The organism is Neorhizobium galegae bv. orientalis str. HAMBI 540, assembly GCF_000731315.1.
In the GTDB taxonomy this organism is placed as follows: domain Bacteria; phylum Pseudomonadota; class Alphaproteobacteria; order Rhizobiales; family Rhizobiaceae; genus Neorhizobium; species Neorhizobium galegae.
The window spans coordinates 134,831-152,258 of record NZ_HG938353.1 but is presented as its reverse complement, the minus strand read 5'-3'; the positions used below and the strand labels follow the sequence as shown (position 1 = coordinate 152,258).

The following is a 17,428-nucleotide window of genomic DNA, read 5'->3' as shown; positions in this document are numbered from 1 at the left end:
ATAACTCAACCCGTGGCGGCTAACGACATTTCAGGTTTCATGGACTGGCCTCGAGACGCTGCGACGACCGCATCGACGTCGAGGATGAGAGCGACGCGACCGTCACCGAGAATGGTGGCTGCGGCAATGCCCGGAACGTGAGTGTAGTTTGCCTCGAGCGACTTGATGACGACCTGGCGTTGGCCCTGGATGGCATCGACCATCAGGGCGCGCTGGCCGCCGCCTTCCGATTCGACCAGCAGCGCGACACCTTCGACCGGATTGGCCTGGGTGGCGCGGTAGTTGAGGACCCGGCCCACATCGACCAGCGGGCAGAACGAGTTGCGGATCGAGATAAGCCGCTGATTGGCGCCGAAGGAATGGATGGCGGCAGCCTCCGGCTGCAGCGTCTCGACGATGGCGGTGAGCGGCACCACCAGCGTCTGGCCGGCGACCGTGACAACCATTCCGTCCAGAACGGCAAGCGTCAGCGGCAGGCTCATGGTGAAGGTCGAGCCGTAGCCCGGCCGAGAAGAGATCGAGATACGGCCGCCGAGCGCCTGGATCGAGCGCTTGACGACGTCCATACCGACGCCGCGACCGGAAATGTCGGAGATCTTATCGGCGGTCGAGAAACCCGCCATGAAGATCAGGTTGTCGATCTCGTCATCCGACAGGTTGGCGTCGGCTGCGATGATGTCGTTGTCGATCGCCTTCTGGCGGACGCGTTCGCGGTTGATGCCGGCGCCGTCGTCGGCAAGTTCGATCAGGATGCGGCCCGAACGATGTTTTGCGGTCAGCTTGATCGTGCCTTCCGGATCCTTGCCGGCGGCCTCGCGCTTTTCGGGCGACTCGATGCCGTGGTCGACGGCGTTGCGGATCATGTGGGTCAGCGGTTCGGCGATCTTGTCGATGACCGTCTTGTCGACTTCGGTGTTTTCACCTTCGGTGACCAGGCGGATCGACTTGCCGACCATGTCGGCCACTTCGCGGACGATACGCGACATGCGCTGGAAGACCGGCTTTACCGGCTGCGCGCGGATCGCCATGACCGAGTCCTGGATCTCGCGGGTGAGCTGCTGCAGCTCTTCGAGGCCCATGTTGACGGCCGATGTACCGGTCGCGTCGTTCTCGACGACGCTCTGGGAGAGCATCGCCTGGTTGATGACGAGTTCGCCGACGAGATTGATGAGACGGTCGACGCGGTCGAGATCGACACGGATCGTCTGGCCAGCACCGGCTGCTGCGGCAGCGGCATTGTTCTGGGCGGCAGCTGCTGCGGCAGCCGATTCCTTCCTCTCGGCGGCACGGGCCGTCCTCGAGACGTTGCTTGCGGTCTCGGCAGCGGATACGGCCGCAGCGACGGCTTCTTCCGAAACGCCCCGTTCAGCGGCCTTTTCCTCGTCTTCCCCACCAGCGGAGTCATCAAGGATCGACAGATCGAACGGAACCGGGACCATCGGCAGTTCCTCGTTGGAAGATGCCTCTTCGGCAAGCTTCACTTCGAGGTCGCAATCCCATTCCGCGAATTCGAAGACGGCACGGATGTCGTCTTCGCTCCTGGTGGTCCGGATCGAGATCTTCCAGCTGAAATAGGAGGCCTCCGGATCCATCTTGTCGAGGGTCGGCAGATCGTCCGTGTCGCAATTGATGCTCATCTCTCCCAGACGGGACAGATCGCGCAGCAGGAGCGCTGCCTCGTTGCCCTTGGAATAAAGTTCGCGACGCGGCTTGAAGGAGACTTCGTAGACCGAGCCTTCAATTGCCGGCTCATCGTCCTCGCCGAAACCGTCGAACGAAAAGGGGACCGGCTGAAAGCCGCTGTCGTCGCTCGGTTTGGGAAGGTCAACTTTCGCCACGGGAGCCGGGGCAGCCTTTGCGGCCGGTTTCGGGGCGTCGTGGCCGGAGGAAGAGGGTGACCCGCCATGGGCGAGCGCCTCAAGTTCCTTGACGAGGCTGCGGCTTCTCGATTCGTCGACGCCGCCGCCGTCACGCGATGCGCTGACGAGATCGGCCAGCACGTCTGCCGACTTCAGCATGACCTTCAGGACGTCCTGCGTCGGCTCGAGCTTGTTGGAGCGTACGCAATCGAGCGTCGTCTCGAAGACGTGGGCGAAGGAAACCAGGTCGTCCAGACCGAAGGCGCCAGCACCCCCCTTGATGGAATGAACGGCACGGAAAACGGCGTTCACCGTTTCGGGGTCGCGATCCCCGTCGTTCAGCTTGAGAAGACCCGACTCCAGTTCTGCGAGTTGCTCTTCGCATTCCTGAAAGAAGATCTCTTTGATTTCGTTCATATCCATCGGGGGAATTCCTGGCTCAGGCGGTTACACGCTCGATCGCATCAATCAGTTTGGCAGGATCGAAGGGCTTGACGATCCAGCCCGTCGCGCCGGCCTGCCGGGCCCGGTTCTTCTTCTCGGCATCGCTTTCCGTCGTCAGGACGAGGATCGGAACGGCGCGATATTTTTCGTTGCGGCGAACGCCTTCGATGAAACCGAAGCCGTCGAGGCGCGGCATATTGATATCCGTGACGATGACGTCCGGATTGCAGCCCTCGAGGACTTCGAGGCCTTCAATGCCGTCTTCCGCCTGAATTGTCTCAAAGCCTGCGTTATTCAGGGTCACCAGAAGCATGTTCCGGATCGTCCGTGAGTCATCCACGGTCAGTACTTTCTTCTTCATTGCTAGATCTCCTTAGCAACCAAATTTTCGTTATTAATGCCGATGAGTTGCATCGTCTTCTGAAATGCATCCGAAGCCTTCTCGACGAGAAAGGACTTCTTGTCTTCTTCCCAAGCCTTGACGCCAGCGACCAGAACCTGGGCGCACTGGACACCGACCCGCTCGACGCCCGAGGCGTCGATCTTGAGATCGCTGCCCCGCATGGAGACCAGCTTGCCGTGCAGGTTCGAGGCCTCGTTGAGGTCCAACACCGCGGCCAGCTTCAAACTTCCAGCTCCAGCCTTCTTTGCTGCCATCAGCTTATTCCTTGTCGTTTCTGAAAGAGGTATTCGCCGTCATCCGGCCGCTCGGTCGCCATCGGCGCGATCGGGACCAAAGTCGGCTGAGGTCTTGGAACTGCAGGGCGGCGCGCATCCGCATAGCGGTTCTGCCGCTCGATCCGGAACTCGCGGACCGTGCGGCCGAGTTCCAGAATAACGGTATGGAGTTCGTCGGCGCCCTCGCCCGCGCGGGACGCGAGGCTGGCGTTCGAGGCGACGTGTTCGCTGACCGAACCGATCTCAGCGGTCAGCCGGTCGAGGCCGACGGCCTGTTCGCCGGTGTCGCGGGCAATACCGGCGATCGCGTCGTTGATGTCGGACACCTGGCGAACGATGCCGCCGATCGCGTCCTGGGTGCGGTGAACCATGTCGACCCCGGCATCCACCTGGGCCTTGGTGCCGTTGACGAGCGCCTTGATCTCGCGTGCTGCGTCGGCGGAGCGCTGGGCGAGCGCGCGCACTTCCTGGGCAACGACGGCAAATCCGCGGCCGGTCTCCCCGGCGCGGGCCGCTTCGATACCGGCGTTCAGCGCCAGCAGATTGGTCTGGAACGCGATGTCATCGATGACGCCGATGATCTCGCCGATCTTTTCAGCCGAGGATTCGATATCGGCCATGGCGTTGATCGCGCGGCCGACAACCTCGCCGCTTGCCTCGACCGAACGACGCGTCTCGGCGGCGGCCTTTTCGGCGGCGGCCGTCTCGGCGGCGCTGCCCTTGACCCTGGCGGTCACGTCGAGGAGCACGCGTGCCGCCTCCCTGAGGCGGGCGGACTGTTCTTCCGAAGCGGTGGCAAAAGAGCGAGCCCCCTCAGTGAGGGCCTGCGTCAGCGCCCCGGCCTTCTGGCCATGGCCATCGACCCTCTCGACCGACGAGCGCATGCCGGCGACTGCCTGATTGAGCAGATCGGCGAGTTCGCGATAGGCATCCGGCACGTCGTCGGCAAGACCTGCCGTCAGGTCGCGGTCGGCAAGTGCCGTGATGACGTCGGTAAAAGTTTCGATCGCTTGCGCATGATCGGCTTCGCGCTGTTCGGCGAGCGCGCGCTGGTGCTTCTGGCGCTGTTCGTTGAAGCGGAGCGAGACGGCAATCTCGACATCGACCATCACCAGGCGGGTGATCGCGCCGACGAGATCGAGCAGCTCCTGCTCCCGTTTGCGGCCGCCCGGCAGCAGCGACTTCGGAGCAAGGTCGACGATCGCGCCGGCGATCAGATGTTCGAGCATGACCGCGTGGCCGGCGACGTGCCAGCGCGGGTCGAGGCCCATGCGGCTCTCGGCATCGGACAGAACCTTCACCCGCTCGGCATAAAGCGCGTCGAAACGGGCATCGGTCAACACGCCCCAATGGGAAGCCTGCAGGTCGTGCAGCCGTTCGATCTGCTGCTCGCTCTCGAAATTGCGGGCGGCTTCCGGAAAGGATTGAAAGCGGTGGAAGAGGTCGCGCAGGCCGGTCTTCAGATGCCGGTCGAGCTGCGGGCGGCAGCGGCGCAGCAGATCGCGCAGTTCGCCGTCGAGGCCGGCAAATGCCAGTCTCTCGCCCAGGCTGCCTGCCTGGCCACGTCGCGCCTGATCCGATGGCATTTCCTGCACCAAAACCGTCCCCAAAATTATTTAAGCCAATCCCCGGAGAGGATCAGCGGCATGCAAGCTGCTGTCAGCCAGCGCCTGGATGAACGGGGGATGCTCGCCAGACCGGATTCGATATCCGTCGGGCATGGGCAACGCGGTCACCACGGGCTTTGCTGGATTTTCATGAGCGGATACCGGATTGGACCGGTACGGCTTTGCGGCTTCATGCCTGGTGGGGGACCGCAGTCATCCCATTTCGCCGTGGTCTCTAATATGTATGGTTAATTCCTTGCCTGAAGGTTAATGGAAGGTGGAAGCATGCCTGTTTTGCTTCAGGCAGGCGCATATTACCCGCTATCAGGGTATTCGCTTCGGCATTGCTCGGTGGTTACGGTTTTTCTCAAATCGCCGCTTGAACGTCGGCCAACCCGCCTTGTCTCCCATATCAGCGAGCGGCTGCAACGGATAAGCTTTAACTCAAAGCGCCATGCCACCCTTGCCGGTGAACTTCTTGCTGATATGCAACGAGCCGGAAAGACCGAAACGCCAGGGCAGATCGATAGCCTGGGAGATGCCGATCCGCCGACCGGTGACGATCAGCGGTGGTGTTTTCGGCAAAGTGAACTCGAACGGTGACGCAAACAGCGGCAGGCCGTTGTGCTCGATGGTGATGCCGAGCGCCTGGCAGAGGCGGCCCGGACCGGAGCAGAGGAGCAGCGGATCGGCAAGACCGCGCCTTTTCTCCATTTCCTGAAGGCCGCTGACCGGCTGTAAGGCCCTGATCAGCACGGCGCTACCGGGCCGGCAGACAAAATTCAGGCACCAGTGAATGCCGTAGGAACGGTAGACATAAGCGTGTCCCGGTGGGCCGAACATCACCGCGTTTCTCTGCGTGGGCCCGCGAAAACTGTGGGAGGCCGGCTCGTCCGGCTCATAAGCTTCCGTCTCGACGATCACGCCGCCTGCACCGGAGACGTCGAGTTCGACGCCGATCAGATCACGCGCCACCTCCACGGAGCCTCTGTCGAAAAACTGTTGGTCCATAAAAAAGCCCGTTTCGGCCACCTGGTATGGGCATCCATAAACGGCAAAACACGACTTGTCTTCCCTACCCACCGGAACCGTAGGAGGCCGATTGCGGCCGACCAGACAAGCCCACACTTGCTGTTTGCCAAGTCAGCACGGATTTGTGGACGCACATTTTTGTGCATTGCCATGAAAACGCTCCGGGTGTCGTATTAGGTTTAGAAACATCTTGATTCTCAATAGATTGCCGCAGCGTTTTCAATCTTTGCGGCAGTCGAGCAGTAGCGCAACCCTGACTGGAGTAGCCTATGCCGAGTGAATCCTTGTTCGATGCCTTCACCAGGAACTACGAAGCGCGGCGCGAGACAGACATGTCGATCGCCGAGTATCTGGCGATTTGTAAAAAAGATCCGATGGCCTATGCCAACGCCGCCGAGCGGCTGCTGGCGGCGATCGGCGAGCCGCAGATGGTCGACACGGCCAAGGATGCCAGGCTCGGCCGGATCTTCATGAACCGCACCATCCGGGCCTATCCGGCTTTTGCCGGTTTCTTCGGCATGGAAGAGACGATCGAGCGGATCGTTTCCTTCTTCCGGCACGCGGCGCAGGGCCTCGAGGAGCGAAAGCAGATTCTCTATCTGCTCGGACCGGTCGGCGGCGGCAAATCTTCGCTTGCCGAGCGGCTGAAGCTGCTGATGGAGGCCAATCCGATCTACGTGCTGAAGGCCGGCGACGATATCAGTCCAGTCTTCGAAAGCCCGCTCAACCTCTTCGATCCGGTGGCGATGGGGCCGATGCTGCTCGAGCAATACGGCGTTCCGACCCGGCGCCTCAGCGGGCTGATGAGCCCCTGGTGCCTGAAGCGGCTCGATGAATTCGGAGGCGACATAACTCGTTTCCGGGTGGTGAGGCTGCAGCCCTCGCGGCTGCGCCAGATCGGGATCGCCAAGACCGAACCGGGCGACGAGAACAACCAAGACGTCTCGTCGCTGGTCGGCAAGGTCGATATCCGCAAGCTCGAAAACTATTCCCAGAACGACTCGGATGCCTACAGCTATTCCGGCGGGCTCAACCGCGCCAATCAGGGCGTGCTCGAATTCGTCGAGATGTTCAAGGCGCCGATCAAGATGCTGCATCCGCTGCTGACGGCGACGCAGGAAGGCAATTACATGGGCACCGAGAATATCGGCGCCATTCCCTTCTCCGGCGTCATCCTCGCCCATTCGAACGAGGCGGAATGGCAGAGCTTCAAGGCGAACAAGAACAACGAGGCGTTCATCGACCGCATCTGCGTCATCAAGGTTCCTTATTGCCTGCGGGTGATGGAAGAACAGCATATCTATGAAAAGCTGATCGAAGGTTCGGAGCTTGCGGATGCCTCCTGCGCACCGGCGACGCTTGAGATGCTGGCACGGTTTTCCGTGCTCTCGCGGCTACGCAAGCACGAAAACTCTACCTTCTTCTCCAAGATGCGTGCCTATGACGGCGAGAGCCTCAAGGAAACCGATCCGCGCGCCCGCAGTGTTCAGGAATATCGGGACGCGGCCGGCGTCGACGAAGGCATGGACGGAATATCGACACGTTTTGCCTTTAAGGTTCTAGCTTCGACCTTCAATCACGATACGACGGATATCGGCGCCGATCCGGTTCACCTGATGTATGTGCTGGAACAGGCCATCCGCCGCGAACAGTTTCAGGAGGAAACCGAGAAGCGGTATATCGAGTTCATCAAGGCAGACCTTGCCCCGCGTTATGCGGAGTTCATCGGCAACGAGATCCAGAAGGCCTATCTGGAATCCTATTCGGATTATGGCCAGAATCTTTTCGATCGTTACGTCGACTATGCCGACGCCTGGATCGAGGACGTCGATTTCAAGGATCCGGATACCGGACAGCTTCTCGATCGCGAACTCCTGAACCAGGAACTGACCAAGATCGAAAAGCCGGCGGGAATCGCCAATCCGAAAGATTTCCGCAACGAGATCGTCAAGTTCTGCCTGCGCTCGCGCGCCAACAACGGCGGCAAGAACCCGTCCTGGGCGAGCTACGAGAAGATCCGGGAAGTGATCGAGAAAAGAATGTTCTCCCAGGTGGAGGACCTTCTGCCGGTGATCTCCTTCGGATCGAAAAAGGACGGCGAAACAGAAAAGAAACACAGCGAGTTCGTGTCGCGCATGACGGGGCGCGGCTACACCGAAAGACAGGTTCGCCGTCTGGTGGAGTGGTACATGCGGGTCAAACAGGCAGGTTAGCGTCTGTACTCAATTAGGATTTGGAACGCAGCATGCAAGAAAACCGTTCAGTTCCTTAAACACACAAAGGTGGACGTCATCTCCGTCATTGTGTGTGACGACAGGACGTAGGATTGTGGCATACTGGGTTGTGCGGCGTCCGAAACCTAGTTGAGTACAGACCCTAATGCTCATGCAGGAGCCAACATGCACATCATCGACCGGCGGCTGAACCCGCGCGGTAAAAGTTTGGAAAATCGACAGCGGTTTCTGCGGCGCGCAAAGGACGCCGTGCAGCAAGCAGTCAGGCGATCCCTGCAAAGCCGCAGTATCCGTGATGTACTCGATGGCGGCGAAGTCAGCCTCCCGATCGGCGGCATGGGCGAGCCGAGTTTTCGCCGGGCCGAAGGCGGGATTACGGATCATGTCCTGCCCGGCAACCGGGCCTTCGTCGAAGGCGATATCATTCCCCGCCCTCCGGGCCAAGGCGCCGGCAGACCCAAGGAGGCCGGCCAGGGCGATGGTGAAGACGGCTTCCGCTTCGTTCTGACGCGCGAAGAATTCCTCTCAGTTTTTCTGGATGACCTCGAACTGCCCGAACTCGCCAAGCGGCGGCTTAGCGAAACCGAGGAGATGAGCCCGGTGCGGGCCGGTTACTCCATTTCGGGTTCCCCTTCCAATCTCTCCATCGACCGGACGACGCGGCTCGCCATGATGCGCCGCATCGCTCTCAAGCGCCCCAAGCCTGCCGAAATCGAGGCACTACAACGCCAGATCGACGAATCTGAGAACGAGGAGACGCGCCTGTCGCTGGAGGCGGAACTCAAGTCGCTGACGGACCGGATCCGGCGCATTCCATACGTCGATCCGCTCGACGTGCGCTACCGTCGTTTCGACAACGAACCGAAACCGGTTGCGAAGGCGGTGATGTTCTGCCTGATGGACGTGTCTGGATCGATGTCGGAGCATATGAAGGATTTGGCCAAGCGCTTCTATCTGCTGCTCTATCTGTTTCTTTCGCAGCGTTACGAAAAGGTCGAGATCGTCTTCATCCGCCACACCGAGAAGGCCGAGGAGGTCGACGAGGACACCTTCTTCTACGGCCAGGCGACCGGCGGCACGCTGGTATCGAGCGCGCTTGCAGCGATGCGCTCCATCATTGCCGCACGCTTCGATCCCACCGAATGGAACATCTATGCCGCACAGGCCTCGGATGGCGACAATTCCTATCGGGACGAAGCTCCGACCGGCCATCTGCTGAAGCACGAGATTTTGCCGCTCTGCCAGTATTTCGCCTATATCGAAGTCGATGAGGAGGGTGGCGATTCCTCGGTATCCAATTCCCCCCTCTGGCGCCTTTATGAAAGCATCCGGTCCGGTTCGGCAACGCTTGCGATGCGCAAGGTCTGCCGCAAGAACGAGATCTTCCCGGTCTTCCACGATCTCTTCCAGAAGCGTTCGACACAGACGAAGGCGGTGCCATGACTCAGGCGGCTATGCAGAAGGATCGACTGCTCTTCGAAGGCGCGGACTGGGATTTCACGACGCTCCAGCGCATCCACGATGCGTGCGAGGAAATCGCGATCGGGGAACTCGGGCTCGATGTCTATCCAAACCAGATCGAGGTGATCACCGCCGAACAGATGCTGGATGCCTATTCGTCGACGGGCATGCCGCTGTTTTACCGCCACTGGTCGTTCGGCAAACACTTCGCCCACCACGAAGCCTTCTACCGCCGCGGCATGCGGGATCTCGCCTATGAGATCGTCATCAACTCGTCACCCTGTATCTCCTACCTGATGGAGGAGAACACCGCGACGATGCAGACCCTGGTGATCGCCCATGCGGCCTTCGGCCATAACCATTTCTTCAAGAACAACTACCTGTTCAAGCTGTGGACGGATGCCGAGGGCATTCTCGATTATCTCGATTTCGCCAAGGGTTATATCGCCCGCTGCGAGGAGCGTTACGGCGAAACAGCCGTCGAGCGGACCCTCGACGCGGCCCATGCGCTGATGTCACATGGCGTACACCGTTATGCCGGCAAGACGAGACTCGACCTGCGCCAGGAGGAAAAACGCCAGCAGGAACGGCGCGCCCATGAAGAGCAGATGTTCAACGACCTCTGGCGCACTGTGCCGACGGGCCGCAAGCGCGACGCGGCCGACGTCGATCTCGAAAGACGGCGCGCGGCGCTCGGCCTGCCGCAGGACAATCTGCTCTACTTCCTCGAAAAATCCTCACCCCGGCTGCAACCGTGGCAACGGGAGATCCTGCGCATCGTTCGCCACGTCGCACAATATTTCCATCCGCAGCGCCAGACCAAGGTGATGAACGAGGGGACGGCGACCTACGTCCATTACCAGATCATGGAAAGGCTGCACGACCGCGGGCAGATCAGCGACGGCAACTATTTCGAATTCCTGAAATCACATACCAATGTCGTGTTCCAGCCGACCTATGACGATCGGCGTTTCTCCGGCTTCAATCCCTATGCCATCGGCTTCGCCATGATGCAGGATATCGAGCGGATCGTGACCAAGCCGACCGACGAGGATCGCGAATGGTTCCCCGATATCGCCGGCCGCGGAGATCCGATGCAGGTCCTGCGGGGCATCTGGGCCGACTACCGCGACGAGAGCTTTATCAGCCAGTTCCTGAGCCCGCACCTGATCCGCAAGTGGCGCCTTTTCCAGCTCTACGACGATCCGCAGATGAGCGAAGGGATCCTGGTTTCGGCGATCCACGACGAGCGCGGCTACAAGCGCGTCCGCCGCCAGCTGGCGCGCGAATACGATATTGGCTGGACCGACCCGAGGATCGACATCATCGATGTCGATCTCGCCGGCGACCGCCGCCTTCTGCTGCAGCACCGGGCGCCGAACGACTGGGTTCTCGAGGACAGCGAGACCCGGCAGGTTCTGCAACATCTGGCGGATCTGTGGGGATACGACGTCATGCTGCAGGAAATCGACAGCGCCGAGAAGGTGGTGAAGGAACATGCCGCCCATCCCCGCGAAATCCTTCATAAGGGTGACCTTTTCTCCTGACGACAGCGCACGAGGCAGGTCTCTGCCGATCCGGCAACTCCAGGCGCGGCGGGACGCCATGGCGACGTTGATCCCCGCTCATCAATTTTGATTACAGGAACGGCCGGATCTCCTGCCGATGGCCAATCGTGATTGGACATCAAAAGCGGTCAGGATCAAAATAACGGTTGGGCGACGGGCATCTATTTTGTTCAAATAGGAGGCCGTAATGGAGCAACGTGCAGTCGATCAGCTGAAGACTATCGCCAGGATAAACCGCAGCTATCCCGACTTCCAGATGTCCAGCAGCGAACGGCTCGAACGGTGGGCCGAGATTCTTGAGCTCAACCCCGACCGATCCCTTTCGACATTTCGGGAAACCGAATATCAGCCAGATGAAATAAGGGCCGCCATGCGCGGCGACGGGACGGCGATTGCTGTCGCGTTCGGGGATCCCGTGCTGCGCGCCGCGGGGATGAGAGACGACACCTATGGGGAAGCCAGGCGGTTTTTTGAACTGTCAGACCGACAGATCCACAAACTGGTCTGCTTCTGCCACTTCGGAGCGCATGTAAGCGCAAGCACAGTCGCCCATCAGGTGCGGTCCATCGCCACCCGCAGATCCAGCGGTCCCCTTGCATACCTGGCTTCTTTCTTCAGAAGGTAGCCTTGTCGCTTCGTCGAACACGATCAGACTGCGCCTTGCCGGGCGATTGCCCGATACCTCGGCGTTGCCGCTTACCGTTGCGGGAACGGCCGATGGTTGATGCCGCGTTCTGAAAGCTCGAGGCGACCCGATGCGGCCTTTGCCGGTCCATTTTGACCGCGGCGGCCACGCGCGGCGAGAACAGTTCGTGTCGTAACCCACACCGTTGTGGGCGAGAGGATTGCATGTCCCCCAGAAGGTGGCGACCTTGCCGCCACTATGGTATTTGGACCGAACTCTCTAGAGAGCTCCGGTTTCAGTGGGATATGCTGCGTTGGCGAATTTTAGTCTGGATTTGTGCATCGTTGCCGGCAGAAGGCCGGATTTGCTTGAGCAGACATTGGAAAGTTTCTCGAAGCGCTGCTTTGCTCATTTCTCCGTCTCGAATGTCCTCGTCAACATGGATCCGATCTTCGGAACCGAAGAAGATGAGGCCGAGTGCCTGCGGGTCGTCTCGAACTACCTGCCGTCCGCTTCCTTCTTTAGGCCCGCCGAGCCGGGCTTTGGCGCCGCGGTCAAGCGTCTCTGGTCCAATACGCATTCGGATTACGTGTTCCACCTCGAAGACGACTGGATCGCGCTGACGGACCTCGGCGAGGAGATTTTTGCCCCGTTTGCAGATCCGGCCGTAATGCAGGTATCCTTTCACACGGCTGACCAGAACTGGAACATCGCAAAAGACGGCCATCTTCACGAGAGAAACGAATATACTCGGTTTCTCGGCATAAAAATCCCGCTGTTTCGGACTTTTCCGAAATTCACGACGTCACCTTCCATTCTTCGCGGTTCGTTCGCCCGGCAGGCTTCCAGCCTGATGGACGCCTCGCGGGATCCAGAAAAACAATTCTATTCCGGCGTCAACGCAGAGCTGGAGCAGTTGGCGGCGCCGCATAAGAACTATATTTTTTCTCCCCGGCAGACACCGGTCATCCGGGACACCGGACGAGAATGGAGAGACAACCGCAAGATCAAAAAAGTCATCGAGAATACGACTTCCTATTGGGTCAAGGAATGATTTTGGGTGCCCCGACAAGCACGTCCTCAGCAATTCGGCATGGGCGAAAAACCCGCCATATACAGGTCTCTCTTCGATTTCTCTTCGGCTAAAACAGCCCCCCTTGGTTTCAGCATTCGGTAACGCTCCGATTGTACATTAGGCACCGATCAAATTACGCGAGTAGACCTGGACCCTTGCGAATGAACCAAGACTCCGCCATCGGACCTGATCTGCACACATCCCATCGCGAACTTTTGGAAGACCTTTTCGAAGGCGCCCCGAGACCCACAATCATCAAGGACGAAGAGTCACGCTTCCTGTTCCTCAACAGCACGGCGTGCGAGATGTTCGGCGTCGGCCTCGGCGACATACTTGGCCGCACCGACCGTGACTTCTTGCCCGCAGGCGAAGCCGAACGGATCCGAGAGATGGATGCGGGAGTGCTGGCTACCGGTGAGGAGCTGCTGTTCGAGGAGAATGTCACCGGTCCGGATGGTTCGGCCCGGACGCTTCTGACACACAAGCGGCGGTCCTTCTTACCAACGGCTGCGGGGAAGAAGCCGATCGTGATCGCCGTCATTTCCGACATTACGGAGCTCCGCCATGCCGAGAAGGTCCTGCGGGCAAGTGAGGAACATTATCGGTCTCTCATTGAGCTGCATCCCCAGACACCGTGGTTAGCCGACGCGCTGGGCAATGTCGTCGAAGTCGGCCCCGGGTGGCAGAACGCCTCCGGACGGGAAGTCGGCGAAGCCCTGGGGCGCGGGTGGGAGAAGACCTTGCATCCGAAGGACCTGCCTGAGGTCATTGCCAAATGGGAGTTCTCGGTCAAGACCGGCGCACCGTTCGACATGATCTACAGAATCGGGACAGCGAGGGGGCGGTATCGGTGGTATCGGAACCGCGCGGCAGCTCGGCTCGACGGCAACGGCGGGGTCGTCCGCTGGTATGGGCTCCTTGAGGACGTCCATGACCGGCAACTTGCCCTCAAGGCGCTTCAGTCCAGCGAGCGGAGACTGCGCCAGCATCGGGACGAGCTCGAAAAGATCGTTCTCGACCGAACGGCGGAAGTTCAGGAAAAGAATATCGAGCTGGACCGCCTTCTCCAGCACGAACGGGGTATCAATGCGCTGCAGCGCCGTTTCGTCGGGATGATATCGCACGAGTTCAGGACGCCTTTGGCCGTGATCGACGGAGCGGCCCAGCGGCTCACGCGGACAAAGACGGCTGTGACTCCGCAATTCCTGGAGGGCAAGGCCCTGCAGATCAAGGGCGCAGTCGCCCGCATGGTCGAGCTGATGGAAAGCATCCTCGCCGCCGGGCGGTTGGAGACCGGGACCATTGCCATCAACAAACAAGCCAGTTCGCTCAGCGCTATACTTCGTCAATGCATTGCAAGCCGAGCCGAGCTCAGCAAAAGCCACACGATCAGCCACAATCTGGATGCAATCCCAGCGCTGCAGATGATCGACAGGGACGCAATAGAGCGGGTTTTTTCCAATCTGCTGTCGAACGCGGTCAAATATTCACCCGCCGGTTCCAACATTCATGTCAGCGGAGGGAAGGACGGTGGGCGAGTTATTGTCGGCGTCAGCGACTCCGGCATCGGCATGGATGCCGACGACCTGCCGAAACTGTTCGAACCCTACTTTCGCGCCCGCAGCGCCACCGGAATCGCGGGAACGGGGATCGGTCTCAATATCGTCAAGGAAATTGTCGAATTGCACGGAGGGGCGATCTCGGTCCGGAGCATTCTGGGACGAGGTACGACCTTCACGGTCGAGCTGCCGTTCGAAGAAGTCAGGCAACAGCAGTCGGCGTAGGGCTTCGCGTCACGAGAAGAGCTCTTTATGCGGCAATCGATGAAGCGAGCCAGGATACAAGTTCGTCTCGTCCCATGGGCCTGCCCACCAGGTAGCCTTGCAGCTGATCGCAACCGGCAACTCGAAGGGCGTCCGCTTGATCGGCGGATTCGATGCCTTCCGCCGTGACCGGAATTCCGAGCGCCATAGCCAAGGAGATCGTGGCCGTCAGGACGTTCCGGCCAGTGCTCCCATCATCCATGGCTTGTACCAAGGAGCGATCGATCTTCATCCGGTCAAAGCCGAATTCACGAAGCGTGCCGATACTGGCATAACCGGCGCCAAAATCATCGAGGGCAAAACGGATGCCGGCTGATTTCAGGGCGGTGATGGAGCGTCGCGCCTGCTCGGGGTTAGACATCAGAACCGCTTCGGTGATCTCCAGTGTCAGTCGAGAAGGGTCAAAACCCTCCTCTTCCAGAACGGCGAGCACATCCCCCGCAAAGTTGAGGTTGCACAGCTGGATCGGAGAGACATTGACCGACAAGGAGAGCGGAGCCCACGCCTTCGACGCCACGATGGACTTTCGAAGCATCTGGAGGCCCAGGATATCGATCAATCCACATTTCTCCGCCAGCGGTATGAAGGCGTCCGGGCCGATTGCTCCTTCGGCGCGCCTCCATCTTGCCAGCGCCTCCACACCTGTGATGTCTCCGGAGGCCGCCGAAGCCAGAGGCTGGAAGACCGGCTGGATCTCATCCTTCTGAAGTGCGCGCCGAAGCTCGCTTTCCAACGCCGCGATCTTCTCGCGCTGGCGGTCAAGATCTGGATGGTAGATGATCGCGCATCCCCTGCCCGTTTCCTTCGCTTCATAAAGGGCCATATCCGCCCGACGAAGGAGTTCGTGCGCATCCTCTGCGTCATCACGGGAAGCTACCCCAATGCTCGCCCCGATTTCGATCGTACGGCCTTCGATGAAAAACGGCTTTTTGAGACGTTCAAGAAGTTGGTCGTCAAGCTCGGCGAGGTTGGCGGAGCCCAGCTGGATAAGAGCGAATTCATCACCGCCCAACCGCGCGACACCAGCCGCGTCGGGATGAATATCACGCAGGGCTTCCGCCACCAGCCTGATCAGCTGATCGCCGATCGCATGTCCCCAGGCATCGTTGACAGCCTTGAAGCCGTCGAGATCGATAAGGTGCAAAACCAGCATTCGGCTCTTGTTAGCCTGCATCAGCCGGTCCATTCCCTCAATCAGACCGAGCCTGTTCAAGAGACCGCTGAGACTATCATGGGTGGCCTCGTGCCGGGCGCGATCAGCCAAGCTCTTCAAGCGGCGCGTTTCCGACCAGCCTGCATACAGGACACCGACCAGATAAACGCCGAGGACTGCGATCGCGGCGGCAATAAAGGGGCGCACCTCGTCGAAAATCGTATTCCCGGGAGCGGCACTTGGCCAAGCCAAACGCGCGACTTCAATTCTGTCGATATCCGTCAGCGGCAAATTCAGGAGATCGGCTGCTGGCCTGTAGGTTATGTGGAGTTCCGGGAGCTGATGATCTTTGGCCATCTCGGCCACGACTTCGGAAGTCAGGGTCTTGAAGAAGCTGAGGATATAGTACTGCGAATCCTCAACCTGTGATCCGAACGGCTGAACCGCTTCCGACGCGACTGCAATGATATCGTCGCCGCTTCTGAAGAAGTTGACGGTGGGGTCCATACCAGGCCGCGCGGCTGATTCCGTTTGCCCCAGAAATTTTGCACCAAGATATTCGTGCGGATCTATTATATTGGCTTTAAGATAGGCGATGCTCTTACCGCCTGCCGGGGCTGTCAGCACGACCCCGTCATAGAGCGCGTAGTCCGCGCTGGTCTTGCCCCAATTCTCATAAGTCCAAGCGTCGCGATCCCCTTGCGTTATCGCCTTGTAGGCCTCATCCCAAACGGCATTGTCCCGCACCGTTGCCGCAAGTTTTCCCTTGAACGACGAGACGGCAGCCTCTGCCGCCAATATGGCTCTGTTGTCATCGAGCGCGTTTGCGGAACTGCGCATGCGGTCAACGACATGAGCACCCATCCCGCCAAGGATCACGGCGACAAGAAGGAGTAGCGACGTGGCAATGAAAACGGAGTAGCCTTCACGGCTCTCCTTCGGTCGGCGTGCGAGCATGACAGATCCCAGCTTTATTGAATTGCCCAAGGCTGCAGAAGACGTCATGTCCGCGTTGCGCTGCACGCATCAAATAGCATGTACGAATATTAAAAATCACTAAAGTACTTAGTCAACGACTCGTTAATATCTCGACAGAGAGCGGATCCCGGATAATGAAACAGGGCAGGCCGTTCGGGTACGAACAGGCTGGAGAGTTCCGCAGAGCGAACCCCTAAGTCACGACCAATTCAGTCGGACCAGCATTCTAAAGCTCCCGCAGGAACTCTTCCGTGGTTGTCAGACGCAACTGAACAGAGAAGCGGTCTCCCAGAAGTTCGAGCGACGCATCATGTGTGTCATCGGCTCCGCTGCAGACGGCATCCTTCAGCACGACCACGCCGTACCCAAGATCGATGGCGCCAAGCGCTGTGGCGAGGACGCAAACGTCGGTCTCACCACCGGTCAGGACCACGGTTTCGATACGCTTTTTCAGCAGCATTCGGTGCAACTCTCCGCTTACCCAGGGAGAATAAGTCATCTTGTCAAATATGCCCGCAGGAGGGACAAGGAGCTTCAATGAGGGGATCAGGTCGACAAGGCCGGGATCAAGATGCTCGCGTGTCATCATCCGCCACTTTTCATAATACACACGCCACATCCCCTCCGTCGTTTCGGGGCGCGTCGGCGTCACGAACCTCGTAAAGATGGTATTCTCAGGATGGCGGCCGGATAGCTCCTGGATCTGCGGCGATACTTCGCGCATCCAGGGCACGTGCCATGGGGTGTCTTCAGCGAACATCCGCTGCATGTCGATGCAAAGATGAATCCAATTACCAACCATTTCATTCTCCGCGCGCCTCCTCAACGCCCGATCGGGAACGTGGTTCCTATCGGCGACTGGCAGCAGGATCTGATGCCGACGGACGGAAA

General features: G+C 59.6%; 13 protein-coding genes. 6 read left to right on the top strand and 7 right to left on the bottom strand.

Annotation, left to right across the window (positions count from 1 at the left end; genetic code table 11):
- Positions 1–5 precede the first annotated feature (5 nt).
- The 5 genes from RG540_RS00740 to RG540_RS00720 form a co-directional block, all read right to left on the bottom strand.
- Complete coding sequence (locus tag RG540_RS00740) at positions 6–2,282, bottom strand: chemotaxis protein CheA (RefSeq protein WP_038583609.1); 2,277 nt, start codon at positions 2,280–2,282, stop codon at positions 6–8.
- 16 nt (positions 2,283–2,298) lie between these two features.
- Positions 2,299–2,664 carry a chemotaxis response regulator CheY1 gene (cheY1, locus tag RG540_RS00735; RefSeq protein WP_038539665.1) on the bottom strand — a complete coding sequence of 122 codons (366 nt, stop codon included), beginning with the start codon at positions 2,662–2,664 and terminating at the stop codon, positions 2,299–2,301.
- Between the two features lie 2 nt (positions 2,665–2,666).
- On the bottom strand, positions 2,667–2,960 hold the full coding sequence (locus RG540_RS00730; protein ID WP_038539662.1) for an STAS domain-containing protein: 294 nt from the start codon (positions 2,958–2,960) through the stop codon (positions 2,667–2,669).
- Positions 2,960–4,567, bottom strand: a complete 1,608-nt coding sequence (locus RG540_RS00725) for a globin-coupled sensor protein (RefSeq protein ID WP_051909203.1) — start codon at positions 4,565–4,567, stop codon at positions 2,960–2,962. The genes RG540_RS00730 and RG540_RS00725 overlap by 1 nt, the downstream gene beginning before the upstream one ends.
- 465 nt (positions 4,568–5,032) lie before the next feature.
- Positions 5,033–5,599 (bottom strand): DNA-3-methyladenine glycosylase, encoded by a 567-nt coding sequence (locus RG540_RS00720; RefSeq protein ID WP_038583606.1) that lies wholly within the window; start codon positions 5,597–5,599, stop codon positions 5,033–5,035.
- Positions 5,600–5,889: 290 nt separating this feature from the next.
- Here RG540_RS00720 and RG540_RS00715 point away from each other — a divergent pair, with 290 nt between their 5' ends.
- From RG540_RS00715 to RG540_RS31005, 6 genes are all read left to right on the top strand, one after another.
- Complete coding sequence (locus RG540_RS00715; RefSeq protein ID WP_038583603.1) at positions 5,890–7,833, top strand: PrkA family serine protein kinase; 1,944 nt, start codon at positions 5,890–5,892, stop codon at positions 7,831–7,833.
- A 186-nt stretch (positions 7,834–8,019) separates the two neighbouring features.
- Positions 8,020–9,297: a YeaH/YhbH family protein gene (locus RG540_RS00710; RefSeq protein WP_038583599.1), complete on the top strand. Its 1,278-nt coding sequence runs from the start codon at positions 8,020–8,022 to the stop codon at positions 9,295–9,297.
- Positions 9,294–10,862, top strand: coding sequence for a SpoVR family protein (locus tag RG540_RS00705; protein WP_038583596.1), 1,569 nt, complete (start codon positions 9,294–9,296; stop codon positions 10,860–10,862). Before RG540_RS00710 ends, RG540_RS00705 begins: the two co-directional genes overlap by 4 nt.
- Before the next feature lie 208 nt (positions 10,863–11,070).
- Positions 11,071–11,508, top strand: coding sequence for a hypothetical protein (locus RG540_RS00700; RefSeq protein WP_038539647.1), 438 nt, complete (start codon positions 11,071–11,073; stop codon positions 11,506–11,508).
- A gap of 298 nt (positions 11,509–11,806) precedes the next feature.
- Positions 11,807–12,562 carry a glycosyltransferase family 2 protein gene (locus tag RG540_RS00695; RefSeq protein ID WP_244446600.1) on the top strand — a complete coding sequence of 252 codons (756 nt, stop codon included), beginning with the start codon at positions 11,807–11,809 and terminating at the stop codon, positions 12,560–12,562.
- Positions 12,563–12,693: 131 nt separating this feature from the next.
- A complete protein-coding gene (locus RG540_RS31005) occupies positions 12,694–14,367 on the top strand; it encodes a sensor histidine kinase (protein ID WP_157884553.1) in 1,674 nt (557 codons plus the stop codon).
- A 25-nt stretch (positions 14,368–14,392) separates the two neighbouring features.
- Here the strand turns inward: RG540_RS31005 and RG540_RS00685 are convergent, their stop codons facing one another.
- Together RG540_RS00685 and RG540_RS00680 are read right to left on the bottom strand one after the other, a co-directional pair.
- Positions 14,393–16,516 (bottom strand): bifunctional diguanylate cyclase/phosphodiesterase, encoded by a 2,124-nt coding sequence (locus RG540_RS00685; RefSeq protein ID WP_038583590.1) that lies wholly within the window; start codon positions 16,514–16,516, stop codon positions 14,393–14,395.
- A gap of 247 nt (positions 16,517–16,763) precedes the next feature.
- Positions 16,764–17,339, bottom strand: a complete 576-nt coding sequence (locus RG540_RS00680) for a cysteine hydrolase family protein (RefSeq protein ID WP_038583587.1) — start codon at positions 17,337–17,339, stop codon at positions 16,764–16,766.
- Positions 17,340–17,428 lie beyond the last annotated feature (89 nt).

What these genes read in the sequence shown, in the direction of transcription:
- RG540_RS00740 (WP_038583609.1), bottom strand. Translation starts at nt 2,282, where the DNA reads ATGGATATGAACGAAATCAAAGAGATCTTCTTTCAGGAATGCGAAGAG.
- cheY1 (WP_038539665.1), bottom strand. Translation starts at nt 2,664, where the DNA reads ATGAAGAAGAAAGTACTGACCGTGGATGACTCACGGACGATCCGGAAC.
- RG540_RS00730 (WP_038539662.1), bottom strand. Translation starts at nt 2,960, where the DNA reads ATGGCAGCAAAGAAGGCTGGAGCTGGAAGTTTGAAGCTGGCCGCGGTG.
- RG540_RS00725 (WP_051909203.1), bottom strand. Translation starts at nt 4,567, where the DNA reads ATGCCATCGGATCAGGCGCGACGTGGCCAGGCAGGCAGCCTGGGCGAG.
- RG540_RS00720 (WP_038583606.1), bottom strand. Translation starts at nt 5,599, where the DNA reads ATGGACCAACAGTTTTTCGACAGAGGCTCCGTGGAGGTGGCGCGTGAT.
- RG540_RS00715 (WP_038583603.1), top strand. Translation starts at nt 5,890, where the DNA reads ATGCCGAGTGAATCCTTGTTCGATGCCTTCACCAGGAACTACGAAGCG.
- RG540_RS00710 (WP_038583599.1), top strand. Translation starts at nt 8,020, where the DNA reads ATGCACATCATCGACCGGCGGCTGAACCCGCGCGGTAAAAGTTTGGAA.
- RG540_RS00705 (WP_038583596.1), top strand. Translation starts at nt 9,294, where the DNA reads ATGACTCAGGCGGCTATGCAGAAGGATCGACTGCTCTTCGAAGGCGCG.
- RG540_RS00700 (WP_038539647.1), top strand. Translation starts at nt 11,071, where the DNA reads ATGGAGCAACGTGCAGTCGATCAGCTGAAGACTATCGCCAGGATAAAC.
- RG540_RS00685 (WP_038583590.1), bottom strand. Translation starts at nt 16,516, where the DNA reads ATGCTCGCACGCCGACCGAAGGAGAGCCGTGAAGGCTACTCCGTTTTC.
- RG540_RS00680 (WP_038583587.1), bottom strand. Translation starts at nt 17,339, where the DNA reads ATGGTTGGTAATTGGATTCATCTTTGCATCGACATGCAGCGGATGTTC.